Source organism: Cupriavidus sp. IK-TO18 (assembly GCF_015549295.1).
Classification (GTDB): Bacteria; Pseudomonadota; Gammaproteobacteria; order Burkholderiales; family Burkholderiaceae; genus Cupriavidus; species Cupriavidus oxalaticus_A.
In genome coordinates, this window is record NZ_JADGMP010000015.1 from 278442 (window position 1) to 292429 (window position 13988).

15 protein-coding genes are annotated in these 13988 nt (G+C 65.9%); 5 read left to right on the forward strand and 10 right to left on the reverse strand.

What is annotated here, in order from left to right; genetic code table 11:
• The first annotated feature begins 67 nt into the window (after window positions 1-67).
• The 3 genes from IPF36_RS13890 to IPF36_RS13900 all read left to right on the forward strand — a co-directional run bounded on the left by IPF36_RS13890 (window position 68) and on the right by IPF36_RS13900 (window position 1531).
• Entirely contained in the window at window positions 68-472 is a 405-nt protein-coding gene (locus IPF36_RS13890; protein ID WP_135704797.1) for a hypothetical protein, read from the forward strand.
• A gap of 285 nt (window positions 473-757) precedes the next feature.
• Entirely contained in the window at window positions 758-916 is a 159-nt protein-coding gene (locus IPF36_RS13895) for a hypothetical protein (RefSeq protein ID WP_165971452.1), read from the forward strand.
• Window positions 917-1039: 123 nt separating this feature from the next.
• Window positions 1040-1531, forward strand: a complete 492-nt coding sequence (locus tag IPF36_RS13900) for an NINE protein (protein WP_195428355.1) — start codon at window positions 1040-1042, stop codon at window positions 1529-1531.
• Between the two features lie 414 nt (window positions 1532-1945).
• Here the strand turns inward: IPF36_RS13900 and IPF36_RS13905 are convergent, their stop codons facing one another.
• Together IPF36_RS13905 and IPF36_RS13910 are read right to left on the reverse strand one after the other, a co-directional pair.
• A complete protein-coding gene (locus tag IPF36_RS13905) occupies window positions 1946-3163 on the reverse strand; it encodes a PA0069 family radical SAM protein (RefSeq protein ID WP_255519761.1) in 1218 nt (405 codons plus the stop codon).
• A gap of 33 nt (window positions 3164-3196) precedes the next feature.
• A complete protein-coding gene (locus IPF36_RS13910; protein ID WP_133094028.1) occupies window positions 3197-3700 on the reverse strand; it encodes an Lrp/AsnC ligand binding domain-containing protein in 504 nt (167 codons plus the stop codon).
• 108 nt (window positions 3701-3808) lie between these two features.
• On the opposite strand from IPF36_RS13910, the gene IPF36_RS13915 reads away from it, so the two are divergent.
• Window positions 3809-5113 carry a D-amino acid dehydrogenase gene (locus IPF36_RS13915; RefSeq protein WP_133094027.1) on the forward strand — a complete coding sequence of 435 codons (1305 nt, stop codon included), beginning with the start codon at window positions 3809-3811 and terminating at the stop codon, window positions 5111-5113.
• Between the two features lie 184 nt (window positions 5114-5297).
• On the opposite strand, the gene IPF36_RS13920 is transcribed toward IPF36_RS13915, so the two are convergent.
• The 7 genes from IPF36_RS13920 to IPF36_RS13950 form a co-directional block, all read right to left on the reverse strand.
• Window positions 5298-6233 (reverse strand): electron transfer flavoprotein subunit alpha/FixB family protein, encoded by a 936-nt coding sequence (locus tag IPF36_RS13920; RefSeq protein WP_029045693.1) that lies wholly within the window; start codon window positions 6231-6233, stop codon window positions 5298-5300.
• Window positions 6234-6251: 18 nt separating this feature from the next.
• Window positions 6252-7001: an electron transfer flavoprotein subunit beta/FixA family protein gene (locus tag IPF36_RS13925; RefSeq protein ID WP_029045694.1), complete on the reverse strand. Its 750-nt coding sequence runs from the start codon at window positions 6999-7001 to the stop codon at window positions 6252-6254.
• 238 nt (window positions 7002-7239) lie between these two features.
• Window positions 7240-8037: a MetQ/NlpA family ABC transporter substrate-binding protein gene (locus tag IPF36_RS13930; RefSeq protein WP_135704794.1), complete on the reverse strand. Its 798-nt coding sequence runs from the start codon at window positions 8035-8037 to the stop codon at window positions 7240-7242.
• Between the two features lie 33 nt (window positions 8038-8070).
• Entirely contained in the window at window positions 8071-8724 is a 654-nt protein-coding gene (locus IPF36_RS13935) for a methionine ABC transporter permease (RefSeq protein ID WP_116317402.1), read from the reverse strand.
• Window positions 8714-9748, reverse strand: a complete 1035-nt coding sequence (locus IPF36_RS13940) for a methionine ABC transporter ATP-binding protein (RefSeq protein WP_133094023.1) — start codon at window positions 9746-9748, stop codon at window positions 8714-8716. The genes IPF36_RS13935 and IPF36_RS13940 overlap by 11 nt, the downstream gene beginning before the upstream one ends.
• A gap of 164 nt (window positions 9749-9912) precedes the next feature.
• Window positions 9913-10716: an enoyl-CoA hydratase gene (locus IPF36_RS13945; RefSeq protein WP_195428272.1), complete on the reverse strand. Its 804-nt coding sequence runs from the start codon at window positions 10714-10716 to the stop codon at window positions 9913-9915.
• A gap of 12 nt (window positions 10717-10728) precedes the next feature.
• A complete protein-coding gene (locus IPF36_RS13950; protein ID WP_195428274.1) occupies window positions 10729-11652 on the reverse strand; it encodes a histone deacetylase family protein in 924 nt (307 codons plus the stop codon).
• Window positions 11653-11830: 178 nt separating this feature from the next.
• Between IPF36_RS13950 and mltB the strand changes: the two genes are divergently transcribed.
• Window positions 11831-12937, forward strand: coding sequence for a lytic murein transglycosylase B (mltB, locus tag IPF36_RS13955; protein ID WP_195428276.1), 1107 nt, complete (start codon window positions 11831-11833; stop codon window positions 12935-12937).
• A 118-nt stretch (window positions 12938-13055) separates the two neighbouring features.
• On the opposite strand, the gene cysM is transcribed toward mltB, so the two are convergent.
• Window positions 13056-13958, reverse strand: coding sequence for a cysteine synthase CysM (gene cysM / locus IPF36_RS13960; protein WP_133094019.1), 903 nt, complete (start codon window positions 13956-13958; stop codon window positions 13056-13058).
• Window positions 13959-13988 lie beyond the last annotated feature (30 nt).

Consider the following 13988-nt stretch of genomic DNA (forward strand, 5'->3'; position numbering starts at 1 on the left):
TGGCCGATGCGTACCATGAACCCATCTTCCAACAGCAACTTAGCGCGACAGGAACCTGGGAATCCGCATGATCACCCGCTCTCTCCTGCGCGACCTGGTGGCTGGCATCCTGGTGGCCTCGGGCCTGGTCGGCGCGGTAGCCGCCAGTCATGCCCAGGTCGCGTTCTGGCAACAAAGCCGTGCTGATGCCCGGCCGGTGCGGCTGCAGGCTGGCGATGGCTGGCAGGTCGCCAGCGTGCGCGCCGAAAGCCGCGACCACGTACAGGCGCAGATCGACCGCATGGAAGCTCGCGCCCGCGCAGACGACCGCCTGAGTGGCCGCCGCGCCGCCGCCATGCAGGGCGCTCGCGACGACAACCGTGTGCGCGCCCAGGATCAGCGCAGCAACCCTTCCGACGCCCGCAACGACTCGCGCCCCACCAGCGTCGGTCCCGGCTGGCAGGCACACGGCCGCGACAACGGCGGACGCTGAATCCCCATGCGGCTGGCGCTCGCGTGGCGCCGGCGCCCTGGGAAGCGCGCCGAGGAACTCGCTGCGGAACTCGCCCCGCGCCCCCATTGTCTTTATCTGAGTGTGTGCCCCACTTTCCGGGTGCCACACACAGGCTGCCGCCCGGCGCTGCCCGGGGCTCACAGCGTGCCGTCCAGTGCAGACGGCAATCGAACTGACCTGCCTCTGCCCGACACCTCCTGTCGGACCCGATCACGACAGCTCGGGCGCAGCCTCCAGAATGACAATAATTCCGTGAGGTTTGTCATGTCACCCCTTCTAAGCGACCTGGTCGAACACGCCGGCCAGTTATCGCTGTCCGTCCTGTTCATGGGTATCCTTACCCTGGTCCTTTACGGCGAAACGCATATCAGCGAACACGCCGCCACCTTTATCAAGAGCCTGCTTACGGGCGGCTGGCATTAGCGTCGCCCTGCGCGTCTGCTGATGCACTTCCACTCCCTGGCCGTAACCGCCGGCGTACAATGACTGCCGGCTGGCACGCGTGTGCCGCCGTTTTTCCCGAACCGCCACGCACGCCCCTACGCCATGCCTGCCGCCACGCCAGCCAGTCCCGCAACCACTCGCGCCACCACCCCGGCACGCGGCAAGTCCAAGCTGCTGACGGTCGCGCTGGCGTTCCTGTTCGGCAGCCTCGGGGCGCACCGCTTCTACCTGGGCGGGCTGCGCGACGTGTACGGCTGGGTTCACCTGCTGGGGCTGCTGGCCGGCGTCGTCGGCATTGCCTCGATGGCGACCGATGCCGGGACGCCCGCGCTCAACTGGACGTTCGCCGTTGCCGGCGGAGTCTCGGTCATCAGCGCCTTCCTTGGCGCCATCGTCTATGGCCTGCGCCCGGACGACAAGTGGGACGCGCGCTTCAATCCCCATGGCAAGCCCACGCGCTCCGGGTGGCCGGTCGTGATCCTGGTGATCCTGTCGCTGCTGATCGGCACCGGCCTGCTGATGGCGGGGCTGGCCATCAGCTTCCAGACCTTCTTCGAATCGCAGGTCGAGGCGGCGCGCGAGCTGTCGCAATAGCCGCGCCGGCGGCATTCACTGCGACCTGATCGACCACGTACGCGGCAACCTGCGGGCGGATGATGGCAGGTGATCCGCGATGCCCACCCTGCCGGCATTCGCTTGAGCACCGCGGCGGGCGCCAAAAGCTGCCTGCATTTGCGCGTGGTCAATGCGGCCGCAATCGGCAATTCCCCTTTCGCGCAAATCGCCCATACTGGAAAGACCGTCCGATCCTGGCGGCGACATGCGCGGCAGAGCGTGGCTCTGGCGGCGCAAAGGAGCACCAATCGACATGCCAACGTATGACGAAGGACGCCTGGCAGCCATCGCCGTCAGGCTGGCGCTGTCCTCCGGACTGCCGCCATCGAGCGCGAAGGCCGCGCTGGACCTGGCCAGCCGCATGATCGGCGACCAGCAGGCCACTGAAGCAGCTCAGAACAAGGAGCCTTGCGGATCGTCCTTGCCGCGTGGTCCCGCGGGCGGCCGGAATCGCGAAGTATCCAGTTCGAACCGGTTATAGCGGAAGCCGAGCCGGTCGGCGGCCTTGTAGAAGCGCTGACGTAGCAAGTCCGCCCACACGCCCGTGCCCCGCATGCGCGTGGCAAAGCTGGCATCGTAGGCTTTGCCTTCGCGCATGTCGCGAACGCGGTTCATGACCCGCTCGGCGCGATCGGGGAAATGCGCCAGCAGCCATTCCTCGAACAGCGGCCGCACCTCCCAGGGCAGCCGCAGCACGATGTAGTTCGCATAGACGGCGCCCGCCTCTCGCGCCGCTTCCAGCACACGCTCAAGGTCAGGCTCGGTGATGAACGGGATCACCGGGGCAATGCTTACGCCTACCGGAATGCCGGCGTCGGTCAGCGTGCGGATGGTACGCAGTCGGCGTGACGGCGTCGCCGCGCGTGGCTCGAGCGTGCGCGCGATGTCCGCATCCAGCGTGGTGATGGTGACCGCCGCCACCGCGAGCCGCTTGGCGGCCATCGGCGCCAGCAGGTCGATATCACGCTCGATCAGTGAAGACTTGGTGATCAGTGCGACCGGATGGTCGTGTTCGCTCAGCACCTCGAGGATGCCGCGGGTAATGCGCTGCTCGCGCTCGATCGGCTGGTAAGCGTCGGTGTTGACGCCCAGCGCGATGGTCTCGCAGCGGTACGAGGGCCGCGCCAGCGCCTCGCGCAGCTTCTCGGCAGCGTTGGACTTGGCGAACAGCCGGGTCTCGAAGTCGAGCCCCGGCGACAGCTCAAGGTAGGCGTGCGTGGGCCGCGCAAAGCAGTAGATGCAGCCGTGCTCGCAGCCGCGGTACGGGTTCAGCGACACGTCGAACGGGATATCCGGCGACGCGTTGCGGGTCAGGATCGTGCGCGCGCGTTCGATGCGTACCTGCGTACGCAGCGGCGGCAATGGCGCTTGCGGTGACGGAGTGGTGTTGGAGGCAGCCTCCGGATGCGCCTGCCCGACGGCAGTCGCCGGCTCTTCCATTGCCGGACTACCCCAGCCGTCGTCGAAGGTCTCGCGCTGGTCTCGCTCGAAACGTCCCTGCAGGTTGCTGACCGCGCCGCGTCCCTTGCGCGCGACGGGCGCCCGCGGGCCCGCCTGCGTATCGGCGGCGGCGGTGGACGTGTCTTTGAAGGGATTGGTGGGGCGCTTCATGATTGCCCGGCTTCGTTGGCCTGGCGTGGGTGGTCAGGTCGGCTGGCTCTTGTCCTCGACCGAGATTGCAAGCGTTTCCTTGATTTCTTCCATGACGACATAGCTTTTCGACTGCGCGGCACCGGGCAGTTGCAACAGGATGTCGCCCAGCAGCCGCCGGTATTCGCCGATCTCGCGGATGCGCGCTTTGATCAGGTAGTCGAAATCGCCCGACACGAGGTGACACTCCAGCACTTCCGGGATGCGCAGCACCTCGCGCCGGAACTGCTCGAACATATTGCCCGATTTGTTGCCGAGCGAGATCTCCACGAACACTAGCAGTGCACTGCCCAGCAGGGTCGGATTCAGCCGCGCGTAGTAGCCCATGATGACACCATCGCGCTCCAGGCGCTTGACCCGCTCGATGCACGGCGTGATGGTCAGGCCGACCGCCTCCGCCAGGTCTTTCATCGAGATCCTGCCGTCTGCCTGCAGCAGCGTCAGGATCCTGCGGTCGAGCCGGTCGAGCGTGCGTACGGGCTGGCGGCTGGTTCTCATTAGTTTTTCCTGTTTTACTGAGAAATTCGGTAACTATGACTGGATTGTATTCAATAGTATAGAGACAAATCCTTCTTCAACCTGAGATCGTAGTTGGGAGCCCCCGAAATGCGTGTTCTCGTACTTGGCAGTGGCGTCATCGGCGTCACCAGTGCGTGGTATCTGGCCAAGGCCGGTCATGAAGTGACCGTCGTCGATCGCGAAGCCGGACCCGCGCTGGGCACAAGCTTTGCCAACGCGGGGCAGATCTCCCCGGGCTACGCGTCGCCGTGGGCGGCGCCCGGCGTGCCGCTGAAGGCGATCAAGTGGATGTTCCAGGACCACGCTCCGCTGTCCATCCGTCCGGACGGCACGCTGTTCCAGCTGCAATGGATGTGGCAGATGCTGCTGAACTGCAGTGCCGAGCGCTATGCCGTGAACAAGGAGCGCATGGTGCGGCTGGCCGAATACAGCCGCGACTGCATCCGCGCATTGCGCGCGGAAACCGGCATCGCTTATGAAGGCCGCCAGCAAGGCACGCTGCAGGTGTTCCGCACCGACGAGCAGCTGCAAGGCGCGGCCAAGGACATCGCCGTGCTGGAAGAAGCCGGCGTGCCCTACCAGTTGCTTTCGCGCGAAGAACTCGCCGCGAGCGAACCGGCGCTGGCCGCTGTCAGCCACAAGCTGAGCGGCGGCCTGCGCCTTCCCAACGATGAAACCGGCGACTGCCAGTTGTTCACGACGCGGCTTTCGCAGATGGCCGAGCTGCTGGGCGTCAGGTTCCTGTACAACCGTTCGATCGACAGCCTGCTGACGCGGGGCGATGCCGTCACCGGCGCCATCGTCAACGGCGAGCCGATCTCCGCCGACCTGGTGGTCGTGGCGCTGGGCAGCTGGTCGACGCAGCTGGTGAAGCCGTTCCTGTCGGGCATGTCCAACCTGCCGGTGTACCCGCTCAAGGGCTTCTCGATCACGGTGCCGCTCAGCGACGCCTCGCGCAGCCCGGTGTCGACGGTGCTGGATGAAACCTACAAGGTCGCCATCACCCGCTTCGACGACCGCATCCGCGTCGGCGGCATGGCGCAGATCGTCGGCTATGACCGCAGCCTCGACCCGGCCAAGCGCCGCACGCTCGAACACGTGGTCACCGACCTGTTCCCCGGTGCCGGCGATGTCAGCCAGGCCACCTTCTGGACCGGCCTGCGCCCGATGACGCCGGACGGCACGCCGATCGTCGGCCCGACGCAGGTACGCGGCCTGTGGCTGAACACCGGACACGGCACGCTCGGCTGGACCATGGCCTGCGGCTCCGGCAAGCTGCTGTCGGACCTGGTCTCCGGGACTTCGCCGGCGATCCGTGCCGATGACCTGTCGGTGGGACGCTATCTCAAGCCCACGCGCCATCACCTGGCACCGCGGCCGGCGCATGCCTGACAACGGCGACACACAGGCAATACAAGGGCGGCCCTACAGGCCGCCCTTTTTGTTTGCTGATATCGCCTACCCCCGTAGCTATCAATAGACGCAAAAAAGCCGTTCGCGGGAGATCCCGGGAACGGCTCCTTTTGCGAACATGGCCGGCCGTATCATCCACCTCACGGCCGGCAAGCTGACGGCATCAGCCCAGCGCGGCCACCAGTTCCGGCACCACGGTATTCAGATCGCCCACCAAGCCGTAGTCGGCCACGGAGAAGATCGGGGCCTCGGCATCCTTGTTGATCGCGACGATCACCTTGGAGTCCTTCATGCCGGCCAGGTGCTGGATCGCGCCGGAGATACCGACGGCGATGTACAGCTGCGGCGCGACGATCTTGCCGGTCTGGCCGACCTGGTAGTCGTTCGGCACGAAGCCGGCGTCAACGGCGGCGCGCGAGGCACCCAGCGCGGCGCCCAGCTTGTCGGCCAGCGGCGTCAGCACCTTGGTGTAGTTCTCGCCCGAACCCACGCCACGGCCACCCGAGACGATGATCTTGGCGGCGGTCAGTTCCGGACGGTCGCTCTTGGCCACTTCGCGCGAAACGAACTGCGAAACGCCCGCGTCGGCCACAGCCGGCAGGGTCTCGACGGCGGCCGAGCCACCTTCGGCAGCGGCGGCGTCAAACGCGGTGCCGCGCACGGTGATCACCTTGATCTTGTCTTCCGACTTGACCGTGGCGATGGCGTTGCCGGCGTAGATCGGACGCTCGAAGGTGTCCGGGGCGTCGACCTTGGAGATTTCCGAGATCTGGGCCACGTCCAGCTTGGCGGCCACGCGCGGCAGGATGTTCTTGCCGTACGGGGTGGCCGGAGCCAGGATGTGCGAGTAGTCGTTGGCGATGGCCAGCGCCTGCTCGGCCACGTTTTCGGCCAGGCCGTCGCCGAAGTAGGCGGCGTCGGCCAGCAGGACCTTGGTCACGCCGGCGATCTTGGCGGCGGCGTCGGCCGCGGCCTTGGCGTTGGAACCGGCCACCAGCACGTGCACGTCGCCGCCGCATTGGGCTGCGGCGGTCACGGTGTTCAGCGTGGCGCCCTTGATCGATTGATTGTCGTGTTCAGCAATGACGAGTGCAGTCATGTTCTATCTCCCCGGCGATCAGATAACCTTGGCTTCGTTCTTCAGCTTCTGCACCAGCGTCGCGACGTCCGGCACCATCACACCAGCGCTGCGCTTGGCAGGCTCGACCACCTTCAGGGTCGACAGGCGCGGCTTCACGTCGACGCCGAGGTCTTCCGGCTTGACGGTATCCAGCGGCTTCTTCTTCGCCTTCATGATGTTCGGCAGCGTGACGTAGCGCGGCTCGTTCAGGCGCAGGTCGGTCGTCACCACGGCCGGCAGCTTCAGCGATAGCGTTTCCAGGCCGCCGTCGACTTCACGGGTCACCGACGCCTTGCCGTCGGCAACCACCACCTTCGAGGCGAACGTGGCTTGCGGCAGGCCGGCCAGCGCGGCCACCATCTGGCCGGTCTGGTTGGAGTCATCGTCGATCGCCTGCTTGCCCAGGATCACCAGCTGCGGCTGTTCCTTGTCGATCAGCGCCTTCAGCAGCTTGGCCACGGCCAGCGGTTGCAGGTCTTCGTTCGACTCCACCAGGATGCCGCGGTCGGCACCGATGGCCATCGCGGTGCGCAGGGTTTCCTGGCACTGCGTGACACCGCACGACACGGCGACGACTTCGGTGACGACGCCGGCTTCCTTCAGGCGCACGGCCTCTTCCACGGCGATTTCGTCGAACGGGTTCATGCTCATCTTGACGTTGGCCAGATCGACGCCCGTGCCGTCCGCCTTGACGCGGACCTTGACGTTGTAATCCACCACCCGCTTGACTGCGACGAGTACTTTCATGCGCTCACTCCACTGATAGCTGATAGTCAGAAATTTTGTTCGCTCGTCATTATAACCACCGGGTTGGCGGCTCTCCTGTTTTTCGAACGATCGTACTATTTTATCGGCAAAATGATGCCGGGCATAGCCCGGCATCCACCAGCCGTCAGGAGATTGTGCCGGAAACTGAGGCTTACACGCATCGTCTGATTGGACGGAAGCCTCAAAGTGACCGGTACATAACCGCGATTGCCAAGGATTACCAGGCGGTGATCACGGATTCCTTGAAGGTCGAATTCACGTATTGCTTGATTTCAGGCGAGTGGTACGCCTTCACCAGCTTGGCCACCCAGGGCTTGCCCTTGTCGGCCTCGCGGATCGCGATCAGGTTGGCGTACGGACCCTTCGGGCCTTCCATGGCGATCGCATCCTTGGTCGGCGACAGGCCGGCCGATTCCGCGTAGTTGCCGTTGATCGCGGCGGCATCCAGGTCATCCAGCGAGCGCGGCAGCTGCGCGGCGTCCAGCTCGACGATGCGGATCTTCTTCGGGTTCTCGGCGATGTCCAACGGGGTCGCCTTCAGGCCGGCGTTAGGCTTGAGCTTGATTACGCCCTTGCTCTGCAGCAGCAGCAGGCCGCGGCCGCCGTTGGTCGGATCATTGGGCACGCCCACGCGCGCGCCCTGCTTGAGCTGGTCGAGCGACTTGATCTTCTTGGAGTACACGCCCATCGGGAAGGTCACGGTGTAGGCGATGTGCGTGAACTTGTAGCCGCGGTCCTTGATCTGGGCTTCCAGGTAAGGCAGGTGCTGGTAGCTGTTGGCATCCAGGTCGCCGGCGGCCAGCGCGGCGTTGGGCTGGATGTAGTCGCTGAACTCGACTACCTGGATGTTCAGGCCGTCCTTGGCGGCGACCTTCTTCACCTGTTCCATGATCTGCGCGTGCGGGCCGCCGGTGACGCCGATCTTGATCGGTTTCTCCTGGGCGATCGCGCCGGTGGCCAGCGAGGCGCCGAGCGCGGCGCCGAGAATCCATTGCAGCAGGTTGCGACGTTGCATGATGTACGTTCCTATTTCTAGAAGTAGTTTGGTTCAGCGGTGGCTGATGCGCCGGACCAGCCAGTCGCCGAAGCTCTGCACGGCCTGCACGAAGATGATCAGGATCACCACCACCGCCACCATCACCTCGGTGATGTAGCGCTGGTAGCCATAGCGGATGCCCAGGTCGCCCAGGCCGCCGCCGCCGATCGCACCGGCCATGGCCGAGTAGCCGACCAGGCTGACGAAGGTGATGGTCAGGCCGGCGACGATGCCAGGCATGGCCTCCGGCAGCAGCACCTTCCACACGATCTGGCCGGTCGTCGCACCCATCGACTGGGCGGCCTCGACCAGGCCCTTGTCGACCTCGCGCAGCGCGCTTTCGACCAGGCGGGCAATAAAGGGAATCGCCGCGATGGTCAGCGGGACGATCGCTGCAGTGGTACCGATCGACGAACCCACGATAAAGCGCGTGAACGGGATCACCACCACCAGCAGGATGATGAACGGGATCGAACGCACCGCGTTGACCACCACGCCGATGGTGCGGTTGAACAGCGGGTGCGACAGCACGCCACCGCGATTGGTCAGGTGCAGCAGCACGCCCAGCGGCACGCCCAGCAGCGAGCCGACCACGCCGGAGATCGCCACCATCAGCAGGGTCTCGTTGAACGAGGTCAGGAACAGGTCAAACATTTCAGACCACATGCTCGAACTCCTCCACCACGACGCCTTGCGCCTGCAGGTATTCCATTGCTGCCTTCACGTCGGCCAGCTCGCCAGTGGCCATGATCGCCAGCGAGCCGAAGGCCTGGCCCTGGATCTCGTCGATGTGGCCGTGCAGGATGTTGAAATCCAGCCCGTAGCGGCGGATCGCCTGCGCCAGTACCGGCTGGTCGACGCCCTCGCCGGTGAAGGCGAGGCGGTAGACGTGGTCGCGGCCATTGCCGAGCCGGCTTTCGACGCGCTTGAGCACGCTCGCCGGCAGCTCCTGCGAAATGACATCGCCGATCATGGCGCGCGTGACGTCGTGCTGCGGACGCAGGAACACGTCGATCACGCGGCCCTGCTCGACCACCTGGCCGGCCTCGAGCACGGCGACGCGGTCGCACACCTGCTTGATGACCTCCATCTGGTGCGTGATCATCACGATGGTCAGGCCCAGTTCGCGATTGATCTGCCTGAGCAGTTCCAGGATGGAACGCGTGGTTTCCGGATCCAGCGCCGAAGTGGCTTCGTCCGACAGCAGCACCTTGGGCTTGCTCGCCAGCGCGCGCGCGATACCCACGCGCTGCTTCTGCCCGCCGCTGATCTGCGCCGGGTGGCGGTCCTTCAGCGCCGACAGGCCGACCAGCTCCAGCAGCGGCAGCACGGTTGCGGCGATTTCCGCCTTGGGCTTGCCCGCCAGTTCCAGCGGCAGCGCCACATTGTCATAGACGGTGCGCGACGACAGCAGGTTGAAATGCTGGAAGATCATGCCGATCTCGCGCCGGGCCAGGCGCAGCGCGCCGTTGTCCAGCGCGGTCAGGTCCTGGCCGTCGACGACGACGCGGCCGCTGCTGGGCCGGTTCAGCAGGTTGATGGCGCGAACCAGCGTGCTCTTGCCGGCGCCGCTGCGGCCGATGATGCCGAAGACTTCGCCCGCTGCAATCGACAGGCTGACGTCCCGCAATGCATGCACGTCGCCAGACGCGCCCGGGAAGCGCTGCGACAGTCCTTGCAGTTCGATCATGTAAAGGTGACCAAAAGAAAACGGCAACAGGCGAGTTTGTCTCGAGCGCTGTTGCCGCACTTATTTTTGTGAAGCCGGTATTTTATGCGATTCGCTTCATACCATAAACGAATTTTTATCGATGTCTTTATGCACAGCCAGCATAAAGAACCACAATAAGTCGACTATTCGCCACGCCACGACGGCGTGCGCTTGTCGAGAAAGGCCTGCACGCCTTCCAGCGCCGAGTCATCCATCATGTTGCAGGCCATGGTCTGGCCGGCGAGCTGGTAGGCGGCCTCGATACCCATTTCAAGCTGGCGGTAGAACAGCCCCTTGCCGGCGGCGACGGCCGCTGCCGGCTTGGCGCAGATACTGGCGGCCAGCCGCGCCACCTCGTCGTCCAGTGCGGCGGCCGGCACCACGCGGTTGACCAGCCCGCGCTCGCGCGCGGTGGCGGCATCGATCATATCGCCGGTCAGCAGCATTTCCATGGCCTGCTTGCGGTGCAGGTTGCGAGACAGCGCCACGCCCGGCGTCGAGCAGAACAGGCCGAGGTTGACGCCGGACACCGCAAAACGCGCGTCGTCGGCGGCGACCGCGAGGTCGCACATCGCCACCAGCTGGCAGCCGGCCGCGGTGGCGATACCTTGTACCCGCGCAATCACTGGCTGCGGCATCTTCTGGATCGCCATCATCACGCGCGTGCAGCGGTCGAACAGGCGCCGGTAGTAGTCGTGCGACGGCGTCGCGCGCATCTCGCGCAGGTCATGGCCGGCGCAGAAGGCCTTGCCCGCACCGGCCAGCACCACCACGCGCACGGCGTCGTCGGCGGCTAGCCGGCGGAAGGTCTCGGCCAGCGCGTCCAGCAGGCCTTCGGACAAGGCGTTGAAGGCCTGGGGCCGGTTCATGGTCACCCGCACCACGCCGGCGGCATCGCGCGTTTCGGTCAGCAGCGGCGCGTCCACGCGCGCATCGTTCTCGGCCATGGCGGATGCCTCCTATCGTTCCAGCAGGACTTTCAGGTGGGCCAGCACGCTGCGGCCGAGCGCGCTCAGGTTATAGCCGCCTTCCAGGCAGCTGACGATACGCCCCTGCGCGTGCGTGCGCGCCACGTCGACAAGCTGGCCGGTGATCCACGCATAGTCCTGCTCCACCAGGCCCATCTGCCCGAGGTCATCCTCGCGGTGCGCGTCGAAGCCGGCCGAGATAAACAGCATCTGCGGGCGGAACTCGTGCAGGCGCGGCAGCCAGATGGTCTCGACCACCTCGCGCACGGCCATGCCGTTGGTGTAGGCCGGCAGCGGGATGTTTGCCATATTAGCCTCCAGGTGCTCGGTGCCGCTGTACGGGTAGAACGGGTGCTGGAAGAAACTGCACATGAGCACATGCTCGTCGCCGCGGAAAGCCGCCTCGGTGCCGTTGCCGTGGTGGACATCGAAATCGATGATGGCGACGCGCTCCAGCCCATGCGCCTGCAGCGCGTGGCGTGCGGCAATGGCCACGTTGTTGAAGAAGCAAAAGCCCATGGCGCGGTCCGGCTCGGCATGGTGGCCAGGCGGGCGCACGCAGCAGAAAGCGTTCTCGAACTCGCCCGAGATCACCGCATCGGTCGCTGCCACCGCGGCGCCGGCGGCCAGCTTGGCCGCGCTCAGGGTGTGGGCGTTCATCGATGTATCCGGGTCGATCGGGTAGTAGCCGCTGGCCGGGCTGGTGCTTTCCAGCGAATCGACATAGTCGGGCCGGTGCACGCGCTCGATCTGCTCGCGCGTGGCCGGCGTGGGCTCGCGGCGCTCCAGCAGCCCGTCCAGGCCGTGCGAAATCAGGTGATCCTCGATCGCCTGCAGGCGTTCCGGACACTCGGGATGAAAATGACCCATCTCGTGCCGCTGGAACTCGGGGTGCGTGTAATAGCCTGTCGGCATCTCTTATCGTCGCTCGGTTGTCTCCATTCGCTACGTTAGCACAGGGCGGGCCTTGCCACCCAATGCGCGTCCTCGCTGGCGAGCCCGGGTTAGCCGGTTCGCGCGCCGGGTCGCGCAAGCTGGCGCCGGGTTGCTGCAGTGGCATCCGCTATACTCGGTGCGACTTGCAAAGGACACCATGACCGACCCCCAGCGCTCACTGCGACGCCCCCTGCTGGGCGCCGCGCTTTCCGCTGCCGCACTCGGACTCTGCGGCCTCTCCCCCAGCCTTCTCGCCGCCGGCAAGCGCCGCGTCAGCGTGCGTGAAGAAGAAATCGAACCCGGCCGCTACCGCGACAACCCGCAAACCCGCGCCTTTATCGATGAAATGGTGGCGCGCCACAGCTTCGACCGCGGCGCGCTGCAGGACTGGTTCGGCCAGGCGGTCTATTCCTCGACCGTGGTGCGGCTGATCATGCCGCCCGCCACCACCGGGCGCAAAAGCTGGCGCGCGTACCGCTCGCGCTTTATCGAGCCGATCCGCATCAATGCCGGCGTGCGTTTCTGGCAGGACAACCGCGACACGCTGCGCCGCGCCGAGGCCGAATTCGGCGTGCCGGCATCGGTGATCGTCGGCATCATCGGCGTGGAGACCATTTATGGGCGCGACATGGGCACGTTCCGCGTGCTCGATTCGCTGTCGACGCTGGCCTTCGACTATCCCGACACGCCGAACCGCGCCGCGCGCTCCACGCTGTTCCGCAACCAGCTGGCCGACTACCTGCTGTGGTGCCGCGATACGCGCACCGATGTGTACTCGGTGCTGGGCTCATACGCCGGCGCGATCGGCATCCCGCAGTTCATGCCGACCAGCCTGCGCGAATACGCCGTCGACTACGACAACAATGGCCGCATCGACCTGCGCAACAGCCCGACCGATGCGATCGGCAGCGTGGCGCGTTTCCTGCAGCTGCATGGCTGGGAACCGGGCCGGCCGGTGGTATGGCGCATTGCCGGCGACAGCGGTAGCCTTGGCGTCGCCACCGCGGCCGCGGATGGCGAACCGTGGCCGACGCGCACGCTCAACCAGCTGACCCGCGCCGGCCTGCGCGTGGACGAGCCCATCGACACGGCGCGCGAAGGCGAGACCGGCGTGCTGGTGGTGGACCTGCCCACGCCGGACCAGCCGACCGAGTACCTGCTGGGCCTGCGCAACTTCTATGTGCTGACGCGCTACAACCGCAGCTTCTTCTACGCACTGGCGGTGTACCAGCTGGGCGAAGCGGTCAAGGCGGCAATGGGCTGAGCCACGCCTGACACCCAGACGCAAAAAAACCTCGCTTGCGCGAGGCTTTCTTGTCTGCGGCCGCCGCCCGGATCAGGCCCGGATCAGGCCCGGATCAGGCCGGGAGCAGGCGGGAACATCAGGCCGGAAACACGCCGGTCGACAGGTAGCGGTCGCCGCGATCGCACACCACGAAGACGATGGTGGCGTTCTCCACTTCCTCGGCGATCCGCAACGCCACGCACAATGCGCCGGCCGCCGAGATGCCGCAGAAGATACCCTCCTCAGCCGCCATGCGGCGTGCCATGTGCTCGGCATCGGCCTGGCTCACCGGCTCGGTGCGGTCGATATGCGCGGGATCATAGATCTTGGGCAGGTAGGCTTCCGGCCACTTGCGGATGCCCGGGATGCGCGAGCCTTCGGCCGGCTGGGCGCCAATGACCTGGATCGCCGGGTTCTGCTCCTTCAAATAGCGCGACACGCCGGTGATGGTGCCGGTCGTGCCCATCGCCGAAACAAAATGGGTGACACGCCCGTCGGTATCGCGCCAGATCTCGGGGCCGGTGCCTTCGTAGTGGGCTTGCGGGTTGTCGGGGTTGGCGAACTGGTCGAGGATCACGCCCTTGCCTTCGCGCTCCATCGCGTCCGCCAGGTCGCGGGCGTATTCCATGCCGCCCTTCACCGGCGTCAGGACAATCTCCGCACCGTAGGCCGCCATGCTCTGCCGCCGCTCCAGGCTCAGGTCCTCGGGCATGATCAGCACCATCTTGTAGCCGCGGATGGCGGCCGCCATGGCCAGCGCAATGCCGGTATTGCCCGAAGTGGCCTCGATCAGCGTATCGCCCGGCTTGATGCGGCCCCGCGCCTCGGCGCGGGCAATCATCGATACCGCCGGGCGGTCCTTGACCGACCCGGCGGGGTTGTTGCCTTCCAGCTTGCCGAGAATCACATTGCCGCGCGCGTCGTTGGCGGCACCGGGAATGCGCTGCAGTCTGACCAGCGGCGTATTGCCGATGGTGTCTTCAATTGTCTTGTAAGCCATGGGGGAGGGGGTGGGCGATGGTAGGTCAGG